Source organism: Klebsiella sp. GG_Kp146, assembly GCF_040061975.1.
Lineage (GTDB): Bacteria > Pseudomonadota > Gammaproteobacteria > Enterobacterales > Enterobacteriaceae > Klebsiella > Klebsiella quasipneumoniae.
The window spans coordinates 62,691-78,068 of sequence record NZ_JBEAHA010000043.1 but is presented as its reverse complement, the minus strand read 5'-3'; the positions used below and the strand labels follow the sequence as shown (position 1 = coordinate 78,068).

General features: G+C 57.9%; 15 protein-coding genes. 10 read left to right on the top strand and 5 right to left on the bottom strand.

Translation table 11 applies throughout. The features are described 5' to 3' along the window. Position 1: 1 nt before the first annotated feature. The gene (gene metB, locus ABLU95_RS24865) at positions 2–1,162 is read right to left on the bottom strand and encodes a cystathionine gamma-synthase (protein ID WP_004203678.1); all 1,161 of its coding nucleotides are present in this window, start codon (positions 1,160–1,162) and stop codon (positions 2–4) included. 267 nt (positions 1,163–1,429) lie between these two features. Between metB and metJ the strand changes: the two genes are divergently transcribed. Next, positions 1,430–1,747: a met regulon transcriptional regulator MetJ gene (gene metJ, locus ABLU95_RS24860; RefSeq protein ID WP_002882924.1), complete on the top strand. Its 318-nt coding sequence runs from the start codon at positions 1,430–1,432 to the stop codon at positions 1,745–1,747. Positions 1,748–1,848: 101 nt separating this feature from the next. Here metJ and rpmE read toward each other — a convergent pair whose 3' ends face one another. Continuing rightward, the gene (gene rpmE / locus ABLU95_RS24855) at positions 1,849–2,061 is read right to left on the bottom strand and encodes a 50S ribosomal protein L31 (protein WP_002882922.1); all 213 of its coding nucleotides are present in this window, start codon (positions 2,059–2,061) and stop codon (positions 1,849–1,851) included. Positions 2,062–2,313: 252 nt separating this feature from the next. Between rpmE and priA the strand changes: the two genes are divergently transcribed. From priA to rraA, 7 genes are all read left to right on the top strand, one after another. After that, complete coding sequence (gene priA / locus ABLU95_RS24850; protein ID WP_065883459.1) at positions 2,314–4,509, top strand: primosomal protein N'; 2,196 nt, start codon at positions 2,314–2,316, stop codon at positions 4,507–4,509. A 150-nt stretch (positions 4,510–4,659) separates the two neighbouring features. Further along, the gene (gene cytR, locus ABLU95_RS24845; RefSeq protein ID WP_004203676.1) at positions 4,660–5,688 is read left to right on the top strand and encodes a DNA-binding transcriptional regulator CytR; all 1,029 of its coding nucleotides are present in this window, start codon (positions 4,660–4,662) and stop codon (positions 5,686–5,688) included. Between the two features lie 93 nt (positions 5,689–5,781). Continuing rightward, entirely contained in the window at positions 5,782–6,765 is a 984-nt protein-coding gene (ftsN, locus tag ABLU95_RS24840; RefSeq protein WP_348880458.1) for a cell division protein FtsN, read from the top strand. A 91-nt stretch (positions 6,766–6,856) separates the two neighbouring features. Then, a complete protein-coding gene (gene hslV, locus ABLU95_RS24835) occupies positions 6,857–7,387 on the top strand; it encodes an ATP-dependent protease subunit HslV (protein ID WP_002882918.1) in 531 nt (176 codons plus the stop codon). Positions 7,388–7,396: 9 nt separating this feature from the next. Further along, positions 7,397–8,731: an HslU--HslV peptidase ATPase subunit gene (gene hslU, locus ABLU95_RS24830; protein ID WP_002882917.1), complete on the top strand. Its 1,335-nt coding sequence runs from the start codon at positions 7,397–7,399 to the stop codon at positions 8,729–8,731. A 69-nt stretch (positions 8,732–8,800) separates the two neighbouring features. Next, on the top strand, positions 8,801–9,721 hold the full coding sequence (gene menA, locus ABLU95_RS24825; protein WP_004203673.1) for a 1,4-dihydroxy-2-naphthoate polyprenyltransferase: 921 nt from the start codon (positions 8,801–8,803) through the stop codon (positions 9,719–9,721). 92 nt (positions 9,722–9,813) lie between these two features. Beyond that, complete coding sequence (gene rraA / locus ABLU95_RS24820) at positions 9,814–10,299, top strand: ribonuclease E activity regulator RraA (RefSeq protein WP_002882913.1); 486 nt, start codon at positions 9,814–9,816, stop codon at positions 10,297–10,299. Positions 10,300–10,360: 61 nt separating this feature from the next. Here rraA and pfkA read toward each other — a convergent pair whose 3' ends face one another. The 3 genes from pfkA to cpxP all read right to left on the bottom strand — a co-directional run bounded on the left by pfkA (position 10,361) and on the right by cpxP (position 13,084). Continuing rightward, complete coding sequence (gene pfkA / locus ABLU95_RS24815; protein WP_002882911.1) at positions 10,361–11,323, bottom strand: 6-phosphofructokinase; 963 nt, start codon at positions 11,321–11,323, stop codon at positions 10,361–10,363. 196 nt (positions 11,324–11,519) lie between these two features. Beyond that, on the bottom strand, positions 11,520–12,422 hold the full coding sequence (fieF, locus tag ABLU95_RS24810; RefSeq protein WP_008807873.1) for a CDF family cation-efflux transporter FieF: 903 nt from the start codon (positions 12,420–12,422) through the stop codon (positions 11,520–11,522). 158 nt (positions 12,423–12,580) lie between these two features. Further along, complete coding sequence (gene cpxP, locus ABLU95_RS24805; RefSeq protein WP_023291526.1) at positions 12,581–13,084, bottom strand: cell-envelope stress modulator CpxP; 504 nt, start codon at positions 13,082–13,084, stop codon at positions 12,581–12,583. Positions 13,085–13,233: 149 nt separating this feature from the next. On the opposite strand from cpxP, the gene cpxR reads away from it, so the two are divergent. After that, positions 13,234–13,932: an envelope stress response regulator transcription factor CpxR gene (gene cpxR, locus ABLU95_RS24800; protein ID WP_004203671.1), complete on the top strand. Its 699-nt coding sequence runs from the start codon at positions 13,234–13,236 to the stop codon at positions 13,930–13,932. Then, entirely contained in the window at positions 13,929–15,302 is a 1,374-nt protein-coding gene (gene cpxA / locus ABLU95_RS24795) for an envelope stress sensor histidine kinase CpxA (RefSeq protein WP_008807874.1), read from the top strand. The genes cpxR and cpxA overlap by 4 nt, the downstream gene beginning before the upstream one ends. Positions 15,303–15,378: the final 76 nt, after the last annotated feature.

Below are 15,378 nucleotides of genomic sequence, written 5' to 3'. Positions count from 1 at the left end.
TTTATTCCTCGTTTGCTGCCCGGAAGCCATTTTCCAGGTCGGCAATTAAATCTTCACCATCTTCGATACCGGTCGAAATACGCAGGAGCGTTTCTGAAATTCCGGCGGCGGCACGCGCTTCAGGCGCCATGCCGGCATGCGTCATCGTTGCCGCATGGGAAATCAGGCTTTCAACGCCCCCCAGCGATTCCGCCAGTGTAAACAGCGACAGCCCGCTCAGGAAGCGGCGCAGCGTCTGCTCGTCACCATCCAGCTCGAAGCTTAACATTGCGCCAAAACCTTTTTGCTGACGCGCCGCAATTTCATGCCCCTGGTTTTCCGGCAGCGACGGATGATACAGCTTTTTCACCAGCGGCTGGGTTTTCAGATACTCGACGATCGCCAGGGCATTACGTTGCGCCACTTCCATGCGTGGAGAAAGCGTCCGCAGCCCGCGCAACAGCAGATAGCTGTCGAAGGCGCTGCCGGTGACGCCAATGTTATTCGCCCACCATGCCAGTTCGGTGACAGTCGCCGGATCGTTGGCAATCACCACCCCGGCCACCACATCAGAGTGACCATTAAGGTATTTAGTACAGGAGTGCAACACCAGATCGGCGCCCAGCGCCAGCGGGTTTTGCAGCGCCGGACTCAGGAAGGTGTTATCGACCACGCTGATCGCCCCGGCTTCGCGCGCCAGACCACAGATTTTCGCAATATCCACCACCCGCAGCAATGGATTACTTGGGCTTTCGACCAGCACCAGCTTCGGTTTTTCCGCCAGCGCCGCCCGCAGCGCCTGCTCATCGTTTTGATCGACGAACTGAACGCGATAGCAGCCGCGCTTCGCCAGGCTATCGAACAGACGGTAGCTGCCGCCGTAGCAGTCGTGCGGCGCCACCAGCAGATCGCCAGGCTTAAGGAACACCGTCGTCACCAGCAGGATCGCCGACATACCGGTATTGGTCAGCACCGCGCCAGCGCCGCCCTCCAGCTCCGCTAAAGCGCGCTGCACCACATCACGCGTCGGGTTGCCGCGGCGGGAATAGTCGTGAGCGCGAGGTTCATTAAAGTCGGTGAAGTTATAGGTACTGGAGAGGTGGATCGGCGGGACAACGCAACCGTACTGCTCGTCGTCATTTAAACCGCTACGCACTGCGATGGTGGCCTGTTTACGCGTCATGTTGGGAAGTTCCTGGGCTGAATCGGTGAAAAGTCAGGCTCCAGAGTAAACATTGTCACAATAGACGTCAATACATCTGGACATCTAAACTTCTTTGCGTATAGATTGAGCAAAGTGCAAATAGCCGTTAAAATTATATGCATTAGCGCACGTCGGCGGCGGCTTATCTCATGTCAGAAAGCCCGCGCATACGGTAAACTACGCGCGATTATAGCCCGGGCGGAATATTCTGGCCCTTCACTAATAAACAGAGGATTAAGGTATCTCATGGCTGAATGGAGCGGCGAATATATCAGCCCATACGCTGAGCACGGTAAGAAGAGTGAGCAAGTAAAGAAAATTACGGTTTCCATTCCTCTGAAGGTGTTAAAAATCCTCACCGATGAACGCACGCGTCGTCAGGTGAATAACCTGCGTCACGCGACCAACAGCGAACTGCTGTGCGAAGCGTTCCTGCATGCCTTTACCGGACAACCGTTGCCTAACGATGAAGACCTGCGTAAAGAGCGCAGCGATGAGATCCCGGAAGCGGCGAAAGCGATTATGCGTGAACTGGGTATCGACCCGGATACGTGGGAATACTGAGACGATAAAAAGGGCGGAAGCACGCTTCCGCCCTTTTTCTTTCCCGCCCAGGCAGGCGAGAGACACAAAAAAGCCGCCCTGAGGCGGCTTCTTCTGGCAACTTACTTGCTGCCCGGGATGCTGAAGCGCTTGTTGAAGCGGTCAACACGGCCACCGGTAGCAACATCACGCTGTTTGCCGGTGAAGAACGGGTGGCATTTGCCGCACACGTCGAGGTTCAGGTCGTGACCTACGGTGGAGCGGATTTTCATGACATTACCGCAAGAACAGGTAGCAGTAATTTCGTCGTAATTTGGGTGAATACCTTTTTTCATGGGAGAACCTCAGTTAAGGCCGCGTCGCTCTTCCAGCCCTAACGCCAGACACCACGCGATATTAGTAATTTCCCGTCGCCCTCTACGCTGTTGACAGCGTGAAGCACGCGGTAATGGTCAATCTTCAATGCGATATAAAGCGCATCAAAGGCGGCGAATCATACAGAATTTGACCAGCATATGCAAACTGATCCGCGCCGCCTTATCGTAATGTGTATACTATCCCGCCAGATTTCAAGTCAGGAAGATGACATGCCCGTCGCCCACGTTGCCCTACCCGTTCCGCTACCGCGCACTTTTGACTATCTGCTGCCTGAAGGCATGGCGGTCAAAGCGGGCTGTCGGGTGCGGGTGCCGTTCGGCAAACAGGAGCGGATCGGTATTGTCGCGGCGGTCAGCGAACGCAGCGAGCTGCAGCTGGACGAGCTAAAACCGGTCGCGGAAGCGCTGGACGACGAACCGGTCTTCTCCGGTACCATCTGGCGGCTGCTGATGTGGGCGGCTGAGTATTACCATCATCCGATTGGCGATGTGCTGTTCCATGCGCTGCCCATTCTGCTGCGCCAGGGCAAACCCGCCAGCGCGACTCCGCTGTGGTACTGGTTCGCCACCGAGCAGGGGCAGGCCGTCGACCTTAACGGTCTGAAACGCTCGCCGAAGCAGCAGCAGGCGCTGGCGGCGCTGCGCCAGGGAAAAATCTGGCGTCATCAGGTTGGCGAACTGGAATTTAATGAAGCGGCGCTGCAGGCGCTGCGCGGCAAAGGGCTGGCGGAGCTGGCCTGCGAAGCGCCCGCCCTCACCGACTGGCGCAGCGCGTATTCGGTTGCCGGCGAACGCCTGCGTCTTAATACCGAGCAAGCCACCGCCGTCGGGGCGATCCACAGCGCCGCCGATCGCTTCTCCGCCTGGCTGCTGGCGGGTATTACCGGCTCAGGGAAAACGGAAGTCTATTTGAGCGTGCTGGAGAACGTGCTGGCGCAGGGGCGCCAGGCGCTGGTGATGGTGCCGGAGATCGGTCTGACGCCGCAGACCATCGCCCGCTTCCGCCAGCGCTTTAACGCGCCGGTGGAAGTGCTGCACTCCGGACTCAATGACAGCGAACGTCTTTCGGCCTGGCTGAAGGCGAAAAACGGCGAAGCGGCCATTGTGATCGGCACCCGCTCCTCGCTGTTTACCCCGTTTAAAGACCTCGGCGTCATCGTTATCGACGAAGAGCATGACAGCTCCTACAAGCAGCAGGAGGGCTGGCGCTACCATGCCCGCGACCTGGCGGTATGGCGCGCCCACAGCGAACAGATCCCGATTATTCTCGGCTCGGCGACGCCGGCGCTGGAGACCCTGCATAACGTCCGCCAGGGCAAATACCGCCAGTTAACCTTAAGCAAACGCGCGGGCAATGCGCGCCCTGCCCAGCAGCACGTGCTCGATCTCAAAGGGCAACCGCTGCAGGCGGGTCTGTCTCCCGCGCTGATTAACCGTATGCGCCAGCATCTGCAGGCGGATAACCAGGTGATCCTGTTTCTTAACCGCCGCGGCTTTGCGCCAGCGCTGCTGTGCCACGACTGCGGCTGGATAGCGGAATGTCCGCGCTGCGACAGCTACTACACGTTGCACCAGGCGCAGCACCATCTGCGCTGCCACCATTGCGACAGTCAGCGCCCTATCCCGCGCCAATGTCCCTCCTGCGGCTCCACGCACCTGGTGCCGGTGGGTATCGGCACCGAACAGCTGGAGCAGGCCCTGGCGCCGCTGTTCCCTGACGTGCCTATCTCGCGTATCGACCGCGATACCACCAGCCGCAAAGGGGCGCTGGAGGAGCATCTCGCCGCCGTCCATCGCGGCGGGGCGCGTATTTTAATTGGCACCCAGATGCTGGCCAAAGGCCACCACTTCCCGGACGTCACCCTCGTCTCCCTGCTGGACGTCGACGGGGCGCTGTTTTCCGCGGATTTCCGCTCCGCCGAGCGTTTCGCTCAGCTCTATACCCAGGTCTCCGGGCGAGCGGGACGGGCAGGAAAACAGGGCGAAGTGATCCTGCAAACCCACCATCCTGAACACCCTCTGCTGCAGACCCTGCTGTATAAAGGCTACGACGCCTTCGCCGAACAGGCGCTGGCAGAGCGGCAGACAATGCAGCTACCGCCGTGGACCAGCCATGTGCTGATTCGTGCGGAAGACCATAACAACCAGCAGGCGCCGCTGTTTTTACAACAGCTGCGCAATCTGCTGCAGGCCAGTCCGCTGGCCGACGACAAGCTATGGGTGCTCGGTCCGGTTCCGGCGCTGGCGCCGAAGCGCGGCGGCCGCTGGCGGTGGCAGATATTGCTGCAGCATCCTTCGCGGGTACGCCTGCAGCATATCGTCAGCGGTACGCTGGCGCTGATCAATACGCTGCCGGAGGCGAAAAAAGTGAAGTGGGTGCTGGATGTCGATCCTATTGAAGGGTAAGCCTTCTCTTGCGAGCCGGATCGAAAAATTTAACAAGCATCACGTTTTTCATGAAAATTCTGTAACTCACTGCCGCGACTATCTGATAAAAATGATGCAGCAGTTAGCGCGCAAGGGAAATGCCAGCGCCATTCAGCGAGGAGAAACCAGGTGAAGCCCAAAAAACAAGTGGTTGCCGCCACCATGAAAGACGTCGCCTTAAAGGCAAACGTTTCCACGGCAACCGTGTCCCGAGCGTTGATGAACCCTGATAAGGTGTCGCAAGCCACCCGTAACCGGGTCGAGCAGGCGGCGCTGGAAGTCGGCTATTTACCGCAGTCGCTCGGACGCAATATGAAGCGCAACGAATCGCGGACGATCCTCGTGATCGTCCCGGATATCTGCGATCCCTTTTTTAGCGAAGTGATCCGCGGTATTGAAGTCACTGCCGCCGAGCACGGATATCTGGTGTTAATCGGCGATTGCGCCCACCAGAATCAGAAAGAAAAAACCTTTATCGACCTTATCATCACCAAGCAGATTGACGGCATGGTGCTGCTCAGCTCGCGCCTGCCGTTTGACGCCAGCGTGGAAGAGCAGCGTAATTTGCCGCCGATGGTCATGTCGAACGAGTTCGCGCCGGAGCTGGAGCTGCCCACCGTCCACATCGATAACCTGACGGCGGCTTTTAACGCGGTAAACTATCTTCACGAGCTGGGACACCAGCGTATCGGCTGCATCGCCGGCCCGGAAGATATGCCGCTGTGCCATTATCGCCTGCAGGGTTACGTGCAGGCGCTGCGCCGCAGCGGTATCACCGTTGATCCGCACTATATTGCTCGCGGCAACTTTACCTTCGAAGCTGGCGCCAATGCGCTGGAGCAGCTGCTGTCGCAGCCGGTACCGCCCACCGCGGTCTTTTGCCATAGCGATGTGATGGCGCTGGGCGCCTTATCGCTGGCGAAACGCCGCGGTCTGAAAGTGCCGGACGACCTGTCGATTGTCGGCTTCGATAACATCGCGTTGTCTGAATTTTGCGATCCGCCATTGACCACCGTGTCACAGCCGCGTTTTGATATCGGCCGTGAAGGAATGCTGCTATTACTTGAGCAAATGCAGGGTCATAACGTGAACAGCGGCTCGCGCCTGCTCGATTGCGAACTGATTGTTCGCGGCAGTACGCAAAAAATCAGACGATAACCATCAGGCTTTCGGGCCTGCTCTTCTGGTCAAAGGCCCGCCGCTTAAGTAACATGGCGGGCTGACGAACGAATATAAGACAGCGAAACGATAGTGGCACAACGAGATTATGTACGCCGCAGCCAACCGGCTTCTTCGCGGCGCAAAAAGAGCACTACCCGAAGCTCAAGGAATAAGCAAAGCAGCCTCCCGGCAATTTCACCGGCTATGGTGGCGATCGCGGCGGCTGTGCTGGTGGCCTTTATCGGTGGACTCTATTTCATTACGCACCATAAGAAAGAAGAAGCGGAAGCGATGCAAAATCGCCAGGCCGCCGGCAACGGCTTGCCGCCGAAACCGGAAGAGCGCTGGCGCTATATTAAAGAGCTGGAAAGCCGCCAGCCGGGCGTTCGCGCGCCGACTGAACCGACCGCCGGCGGCGAAGTGATGAAACCGGAGCAACTGACCGACGAACAGCGTCAGCTGCTGGCCCAGATGCAGGCCGATATGCGTCAACAGCCGACTCAGCTGACCGAAGTGCCGTGGAACGAACAAACGCCGGCCCAGCGCCAGCAGACGCTGCAGCGTCAGCGTTTAGCGCAGCAACAGCAACAGCAGCAGGCGCAACAGCAACAGTGGGCGCAAACTCAGCAGCAGACCGTGCAGCAGACCGTGCAGCAGCCGCCGCGCGTTCAGCAGCCGAAGCCGGTCCAGCAGCAACAGCCGAAGCAGACCGCGTCAAACCAGCAGCCGTACCAGGATCTGCTGCAGACGCCGGCGCACACTACGACTACGCAGCCGCGCGCGCAGGCCGCCGCGCCGGTGACTCGAGTGGAGGAAGCGCCGAAAACGACCGCCGAGAAAAAAGACGATCGTAGCTGGATGATCCAGTGCGGCTCCTTTAAAGGCGCCGAGCAGGCCGAAACCGTCCGCGCTCAGCTGGCTTTCGAAGGGTTTGCCTCGCACATCACCACCAACAACGGCTGGAACCGCGTGGTCATTGGCCCGCTGAAAGGCAAAGAAAGCGCCAACGAGATGATCACCCGCCTGAAGATGGCTGGACACGCGAACTGCATTCGTCTCGCCGCCAGGGGTTGAAACCCTCAAAATCCCCCCCATCTATAATTGCATTCGGCCCCGCGGACAGCGCGGGGCCCCTGTTCCGCTTTTGCAACCAAGGGGTCTGCTCGTGACTACAATTGTAAGTGTTCGCCGTAACGGCCATGTTGTTATTGCCGGTGATGGCCAGGCCACGCTGGGCAACACCGTAATGAAGGGCAACGTGAAAAAAGTGCGTCGTCTGTACAACGACAAAGTGATTGCCGGTTTCGCTGGCGGCACCGCCGATGCCTTCACGCTGTTCGAACTGTTTGAACGCAAACTGGAAATGCACCAGGGCCATCTGGTGAAGGCCGCCGTTGAGCTGGCTAAAGACTGGCGAACCGATCGGATGTTGCGCAAGCTGGAAGCGCTGCTGGCCGTCGCGGACGAAAACGCGTCGCTTATCATCACCGGTAACGGTGACGTGGTACAGCCGGAAAACGATTTGATTGCTATCGGCTCCGGCGGTCCTTACGCCCAGGCCGCGGCCCGCGCGCTGCTGGAAAACACCGATATGGGCGCGCGCGATATCGCCGAGAAAGCGTTGGATATTGCAGGTGATATCTGCATCTATACCAACCATTTCCACACCATCGAAGAATTACCTTCTAAAGCGTAAGGATCTCCCATGTCTGAAATGACCCCACGCGAAATTGTCAGCGAACTGGACAAACACATTATCGGCCAGGACGCCGCCAAGCGTTCTGTTGCTATCGCCCTGCGTAACCGCTGGCGCCGGATGCAGCTTAACGAAGAGCTGCGTCATGAAGTCACGCCGAAAAACATTCTGATGATCGGCCCAACCGGCGTCGGTAAAACCGAAATCGCTCGTCGTCTGGCGAAACTGGCCAACGCGCCGTTTATTAAAGTTGAAGCGACGAAGTTCACCGAAGTGGGCTATGTCGGTAAAGAAGTGGACTCTATCATCCGCGATCTGACCGATGCGGCGATCAAAATGGTTCGTATGCAGTCCATTGATAAGAACCGTTACCGCGCGGAAGAGCTGGCGGAAGAGCGCGTGCTTGACGTGCTGATACCGCCGGCGAAGAACAACTGGGGCCAGACTGAGCCGTCGCAGGAACCGTCTGCGGCGCGCCAGGCGTTCCGTAAGAAACTGCGTGAAGGCCAGCTGGACGATAAAGAGATTGAAATCGATCTCGCTGCGGCGCCGATGGGCGTTGAAATCATGTCCCCTCCGGGCATGGAAGAGATGACCAGCCAGCTGCAGTCCATGTTCCAGAACCTCGGCGGCCAGAAGCAGAAACCGCGTAAGCTGAAAATCAAAGACGCGATGAAGCTGCTGATTGAAGAAGAAGCGGCCAAACTGGTCAATCCGGAAGAGCTGAAGCAGGAAGCCATCGACGCTGTTGAGCAGCACGGTATCGTCTTTATCGACGAAATCGACAAAATCTGTAAGCGCGGCGGCAACACCTCCGGCCCGGACGTCTCCCGTGAAGGCGTACAGCGCGACCTGCTGCCGCTGGTGGAAGGCTGCACCGTCTCCACCAAGCACGGGATGGTCAAGACCGACCACATCCTGTTTATCGCCTCCGGCGCGTTCCAGGTGGCCAGCCCGTCCGATCTGATCCCGGAACTGCAGGGGCGTCTGCCGATCCGCGTTGAGCTGAAGGCGCTGACCACCCATGACTTCGAGCGCATCCTGACCGAACCGAACGCCTCCATCACCGTGCAGTACAAGGCGCTGATGGCGACCGAAGGGGTGAATATCGAATTCACCGAAGACGGTATCAAGCGTATCGCTCAGGCCGCATGGCAGGTAAACGAAACCACCGAGAACATCGGCGCGCGCCGTCTACACACCGTGCTGGAGCGCCTGGTGGAAGATATCTCCTATGATGCCAGCGAGATGAACGGCCAGACCGTCACTATCGATGCCGAATATGTGAGTAAGCACCTGGATGTTCTGGTGGCAGATGAAGATCTGAGCCGTTTTATCCTATAATCCGGTGCAATGCATTTTCATCACTGTTGATGGGGGCTATCGCCCCCATTTTTATTGGCTAAAATAACTATGACTGATATCAGCCGTTCTCAGGCGTGGCTGGAAAGCCTGCGTCCTAAAACGTTACCGCTGGCGTTTGCCGCGATTATTGTTGGCACCGTCCTTGCCTGGGAGCAGGGGCATTTTGATCCCTGGGTCGCCCTGCTGGCGCTGATCACCGCCGGCTTGCTGCAAATTCTTTCCAACCTCGCCAATGACTACGGCGACGCGGTCAAGGGGAGCGATAAACCGGACCGCATCGGGCCGCTGCGCGGGATGCAGAAAGGGGTGATTACCCCCCAGCAGATGAAGCGCGCCTTGATTGTCACCGTCGCGCTGATCTGTCTGTTTGGTCTGGCGCTACTGTGCGTCGCCTGGCAGAGCGTCGGCGATTTCATCGGTTTCCTCGCGCTGGGTGGCCTGTCGATCGTGGCCGCCATCACCTACACAGTGGGCACCCGCCCGTATGGTTATATTGGCCTCGGTGATATTTCGGTACTCGTTTTCTTCGGCTGGCTGAGCGTCCTCGGCAGCTGGTATCTGCAAGCCCACAATGTGGAAGCGGCCATTTTTCTGCCGGCAACGGCCTGCGGTCTGCTGGCGACCGCCGTACTGAACATCAATAACCTGCGTGATATCGACAGCGACCGGCAGAACGGGAAGAACACCCTCGCCGTGCGCCTGGGGCCGGTCAATGCCCGCCGCTATCATGCCTGCCTGCTGCTCGGCGCCCTGCTGTGTCTGGCGCTGTTTAACCTGCTGGCGCTGCATTCTGCGTGGGGCTGGCTGTTTATTCTCGCCACGCCGCTGCTGGTCAAACAGGCGCGTTACGTCCTGCGCGAATCCGATCCGCTGGCGATGCGGCCGATGCTCGAAAAGACGGTCAAAGGGGCTTTACTGACCAACCTGCTGTTTGTTATCGGGATTATTGCCAGTAAGCTGGCGGCTTAACTGACAAATATCAATTAACAATTGATGATTTTGCCAACAATGCGATTCGCGGGATATACTAAAAACTCTCGCAGCAACTGAACGTTAAGCCTATGAAATACGATACTTCCGAGCTTTGTGACATCTACCAGGAAGATGTCAACGTCGTGGAACCGCTGTTCTCTAACTTTGGAGGACGGTCGTCGTTTGGTGGACAGATCATTACGGTAAAATGTTTCGAGGATAACGGGTTGCTCTACGATCTGCTCGAGCAGAATGGCCGTGGTCATATTCTCCTGATCGACGGCGGCGGCTCAGTACGACGCGCGTTAATTGACGCTGACCTGGCGCGTCTGGCCGTACAGAATGAATGGGAAGGGTTGGTGGTCTATGGCGCGGTGCGCCAGGTTGACGACCTTGAGGAACTGGATATCGGCATCCAGGCGCTGGCGGCCATTCCGGTCGGCGCGGCTGGCGAAGGCATCGGCGAAAGCGACGTGCGCGTCAATTTCGGCGGCGTAACCTTCTTCAGCGGCGACCATCTGTATGCCGATAACACCGGGATGATTCTGTCGGAAGACCCGCTGGATATCGAATAAATCTTGCGCCATAAAAAAGGCCTTCTCCATGAGAAGGCCTTTTGTTTATCCGGCGCGTAACTTAGTACAGTTTCTTCGCGCAATCCAGCCAGTCGTTCTTGAACGGACGCTTCATGTTCTCGATGGCATCGATGATGTCGTGGTGCACCAGCTTCTCGTTCTGGATGCCGACACAACGGCCGCCATGGCCCTGCAGCAGCAGCTCAATCGCATAGGCGCCCATGCGGGAAGCCAGGATACGGTCGTAAGGAACCGGGGAACCGCCGCGCTGAATGTGGCCGAGGACGGTAGCACGGGTTTCACGGCCGGTCTCTTTCTCGATGTAGCTTGCCAGCTCGTCAACGTCGCACATGTGCTCGGTGATCGCCACGATAGCGTGTTTCTTCCCTTTCGCGATGCCGGCTTTGATTTCCGCTACCAGATCGTCACGGGTATATTCCACTTCCGGCACCATGATGAACTCACAGCCGCCGGCAATCGCCGCCGCCAGAGTCAAGTCGCCACAGTAACGGCCCATCACTTCCACCACGGAGATACGCTGGTGCGATGAGGAGGTGTCGCGCAGACGGTCAATCGCTTCCACCACGGTGCTCAGAGCGGTGAAGAAGCCGATGGTGTAGTCAGTGCCTTTGATATCGTTGTCGATAGTGCCCGGCAGGCCGATGCACGGGAAGCCCATCTCGGTCAGGCGCATCGCCCCCATATAGGACCCGTCACCACCGATAACCACCAGCGCGTCCAGGCCACGCTTCTTCATGTTTTCGATAGCCACTGCGCGGATGTGTTCTTCGCGGAATTCCGGGAAGCGAGCGGAGCCCAGGAAGGTGCCGCCGCGGTTGATCATGTCGGAAACGCTGTAACGGTCGAGCTGAACCATACGGTCTTCGTACAAGCCGAGGTAACCGTCATAGATTCCAAAAACTTCCAGACCTTCCGTTAATGCCGCGCGCACAACGCCACGAATTGCTGCGTTCATGCCCGGCGCATCACCGCCACTTGTCAACACACCGATTTTCTTAATCATGACTACCTCTGAACTTAGGAAGCAAAAAATAATTCTGTTGCCTGAAGCGCTCCCTCACCAGGAGTGCACGACGCTAATGACAATAGTATATCAAACGCCTCAAGCTGAATTGATTCAGGTCAGACCAAACGGCGGTAATTTATACAAAAAATGCCGAGCTGACCCACATTTTTACATCGAGTTTACAGACTATAACCTAACGCTCAAAAAAGCCCTGCTGCGCCGCCGGCACCACAGAACTGGGATCCTGATGGATAATGACATCGGAACCCGGGAAACGGCGCAGAATCGCCTGCTCCACCTGGTCTGCAATCACGTGGGCTTGCACCAGCGGGAGGTTATCTTCCATTTCCAAATGAATCTGAATAAAGCGGGTCGGCCCTGACTGCCGCGTTCGTAGATCGTGCGCCCCGCGGATGCCGGGCCATGCGGTCACGATGGTGATAATGTCCTGACGCTCCTCGTCAGGCAAAGCGCGGTCGAGTAACGACTGAACCGCCTCATAGCCCATCCGCAGCGCGCTATATAAAATATAGATGCCAATTCCTAAGGCAAACAACGCATCGGCGCGATGCCAGCCGTACCAGGAGAGGCCCAGCGCCACCAGAATGGCGCCGTTCATCATAACATCAGACTGATAATGAAGCATATCCGCCCGCACCGCCTGGCTTTGGGTTTTTCGCACCACCCAGCGCTGGAAGGTCACCAGCGCTAGCGTGCTGAACAGGGCAATCAACGTGACGACAACCCCGACGCCGGCGGCCTGTAGCGGCTCCGGACGCACCAGGTGCTGAATACCGGTAAGAAACAGAAACAGCGCCGAGCCGGAGATAAACATGCTTTGCGCCAGCGCCGCCAGCGACTCTGCTTTGCCGTGGCCAAAGGTATGTTCTTCATCAGCAGGCTGCAGCGAATAGCGCACCACCAGCAGGTTGGTCAGCGAGGCGGCAATATCCACCAGCGAATCCACCAGCGCGGCCAGAATACTGACTGAACCGGTATACCACCACGCAAAAATTTTGATCAAAAGTAACGCGGAGGCCATCGCCGTCGCAGCGATAGCGGCGCGGCTGACCAACCGGCCATAAGATTGATTCATATAGGCTCCTTCTCCTGCACTGCGCTTAGTATAACCTGAACTGGTGACGCTCAAGGGACAGGCGAAGAAGTTGATTTGCCGAAAAAAGGGCAAAAAAAACCCCCACATCATGTGGGGGAAGACAGGGATGGTGTCTATGGCAAGGAAAACAGGGTTTGTTACTGGGGTTGCAGGGTGTTGCTACTACTCGAAAGCATCATCGCTGAGCCTTTCTGCGTCCTTGCAACCTCACGCAACTGATCCATACGTTGCTGGTGCTTAGCATTTAAAACCGCTTGCTGCTCTGGCGTAAGCAGGTGGTACATCTGGTTGCGGACCTTAGCCATCTCGACCTGGCGAGCAACCTGTTCCTGCGCCATCTTTTCTGCCTGAGCGCGCACAGCGTTTTCATCAAAATTTTCTGCGGTGACAAGGCGATGCATTGTCTCCATTTCGCTAACATTAACGGGGAGCCTGTCGTGGCGTGCCCGTTGCATAAGATCCCGTAACTGCTGACGTTGCTGCTCGGTTAAACTTATGCCGTCAAACATATGGCTCTGGCTACCGCGCTGTCCCCCTTCGTCTCCGGGGAGCCAGTTAACGCTGGTAACGACTTCAGCGGCCTGGCTATATGCACTTAGCGCCAGCGTTGAGGCCATGACGGCAGCGATAACATTGCGCATCACATACTCCCAAAACGTTTGTGTCGCGATTCAACGAGAGACAGTCTACGATTCAGGCTGCAAACATGCGTCAGGGGGTGTAAAACAACGTAAAGTCATGGATTAGCGGGCCTTGATGACGTAATTTCTGCCTCGGAGGTATTTAAACAATGAATAAAATCCTGTTAGTTGATGATGACCGGGAGCTCACCTCCCTGTTAAAAGAGCTGCTCGATATGGAAGGTTTTAACGTGCTGGTGGCCCATGATGGGGAACAGGCGCTGGCCCTTCTGGACGACAGCATTGATTTATTGCTGCTCGACGTAATGATGCCGAAGAAAAACGGTATCGATACGCTTAAAGAGCTGCGTCAGACACACCAGACTCCGGTTATCATGCTAACAGCGCGCGGGAGCGAGCTGGATCGCGTTCTCGGCCTCGAGCTGGGCGCAGATGACTATTTGCCTAAGCCGTTCAACGATCGCGAACTGGTGGCGCGTATACGCGCGATTCTGCGCCGTTCCCACTGGAGCGAACAGCAGCAGACGACCGAAGCCGGCTCGCCGACCCTGGAAGTGGATGCCTTAAGCCTCAATCCGGGCCGTCAGGAAGCCAATTTCGATGGCCAGACGCTGGAGCTCACGGGCACCGAGTTCACCCTGCTCTATCTGTTAGCGCAGCATCTCGGCCAGGTGGTGTCACGCGAACATTTAAGCCAGGAAGTGTTAGGCAAGCGCCTGACGCCGTTCGACCGCGCCATCGATATGCATATTTCCAACCTGCGGCGTAAGCTGCCGGAGCGCAAAGATGGCCATCCGTGGTTTAAAACGCTGCGTGGCCGCGGGTATCTGATGGTTTCCGCTTCATGATTGGAAGTTTGACTGCACGCATCTTCGCCATCTTCTGGCTCACGCTGGCGCTGGTGTTGATGCTGGTGCTGATGCTGCCCAAACTGGACTCCCGGCAGATGACCGAGCTGCTGGAAAGCGAGCAGCGTCAAGGCATCATGATCGAACAGCACGTCGAGGCCGAGCTGGCCAACGATCCGCCAAACGACCTGATGTGGTGGCGTCGTCTGTTTCGCGCCATCGATAAATGGGCGCCTCCGGGTCAGCGCCTGCTGCTGGTCACCAGCGAAGGCCGCGTGATCGGCGCAGAACGCAACGAGATGCAGATCATTCGCAACTTTATCGGCCAGGCCGATAACGCCGATCATCCGCAGAAAAAACGCTATGGCCGCCTGGAAATGGTGGGCCCGTTCTCCGTCAGGGATGGGGAGGATAACTATCAGCTGTATCTGATCCGTCCCGCCAGCACCTCACAATCCGACTTTATCAACCTGCTGTTTGACCGGCCGCTGCTGCTGCTGATCGTCACAATGCTGGTTAGCGCCCCGCTGCTGCTGTGGCTGGCGTGGAGCCTGGCGAAACCGGCGCGTAAGCTGAAAAATGCCGCTGACGAGGTCGCCCAGGGCAACCTGCGGCAGCATCCGGAGCTGGAGGCCGGACCGCAGGAGTTTTTAGCCGCTGGCGCCAGCTTTAACCAGATGGTGACGGCCCTGGAGCGGATGATGACCAGCCAGCAACGGCTGCTGTCCGATATCTCGCACGAGCTGCGCACGCCGCTCACGCGCCTGCAGCTGGGCACCGCCCTGCTGCGCCGCCGCAGCGGTGAGAGCAAAGAGCTGGAGCGTATCGAAACTGAAGCGCACCGACTGGACAGCATGATCAACGACCTGCTGGTGATGTCGCGCAATCAGGCGAAAAACGCCCTGGTGAGCGAGACGGTCAAAGCCAATCAGCTGTGGGGCGAAGTGCTGGACAACGCGGCGTTTGAAGCCGAGCAGATGGGTAAATCGTTCACCGTTGAGTATCCGCCGGGTCCGTGGCCGCTGTACGGTAACCCCAATGCGCTGGAAAGCGCGCTGGAGAATATCGTCCGCAACGCCCTGCGCTACTCGCACACCAAGATTTCCGTCAGCTTCTCAGTGGATAAAGACGGGATTACGGTTAACGTCGATGACGACGGCCCGGGAGTCAGCCCGGAGGATCGCGAGCAGATTTTCCGGCCATTCTACCGGACCGACGAGGCGCGCGACCGCGAGTCCGGCGGCACCGGCCTGGGGCTGGCGATTGTCGAAACCGCTATTCAGCAGCACCGTGGCTGGGTGAAGGCCGACGACAGCCCGCTGGGCGGTCTGCGCTTAACCCTCTGGCTGCCGCTGTATAAGCGGACCTGACGCTGACCCGGCCTGCGCTGCGCCGGGTTACCGCCAGGAACGGTCAGGTCGCCCGGGTAAGGCGCTTGCGCCGCTA

Coding starts and splice junctions, on each gene's coding strand:
- metB (WP_004203678.1), bottom strand. CDS start 1,162: ATGACGCGTAAACAGGCCACCATCGCAGTGCGTAGCGGTTTAAATGAC.
- metJ (WP_002882924.1), top strand. CDS start 1,430: ATGGCTGAATGGAGCGGCGAATATATCAGCCCATACGCTGAGCACGGT.
- rpmE (WP_002882922.1), bottom strand. CDS start 2,061: ATGAAAAAAGGTATTCACCCAAATTACGACGAAATTACTGCTACCTGT.
- priA (WP_065883459.1), top strand. CDS start 2,314: ATGCCCGTCGCCCACGTTGCCCTACCCGTTCCGCTACCGCGCACTTTT.
- hslU (WP_002882917.1), top strand. CDS start 7,397: ATGTCTGAAATGACCCCACGCGAAATTGTCAGCGAACTGGACAAACAC.
- menA (WP_004203673.1), top strand. CDS start 8,801: ATGACTGATATCAGCCGTTCTCAGGCGTGGCTGGAAAGCCTGCGTCCT.
- rraA (WP_002882913.1), top strand. CDS start 9,814: ATGAAATACGATACTTCCGAGCTTTGTGACATCTACCAGGAAGATGTC.
- pfkA (WP_002882911.1), bottom strand. CDS start 11,323: ATGATTAAGAAAATCGGTGTGTTGACAAGTGGCGGTGATGCGCCGGGC.
- fieF (WP_008807873.1), bottom strand. CDS start 12,422: ATGAATCAATCTTATGGCCGGTTGGTCAGCCGCGCCGCTATCGCTGCG.
- cpxP (WP_023291526.1), bottom strand. CDS start 13,084: ATGCGCAATGTTATCGCTGCCGTCATGGCCTCAACGCTGGCGCTAAGT.
- cpxR (WP_004203671.1), top strand. CDS start 13,234: ATGAATAAAATCCTGTTAGTTGATGATGACCGGGAGCTCACCTCCCTG.
- cpxA (WP_008807874.1), top strand. CDS start 13,929: ATGATTGGAAGTTTGACTGCACGCATCTTCGCCATCTTCTGGCTCACG.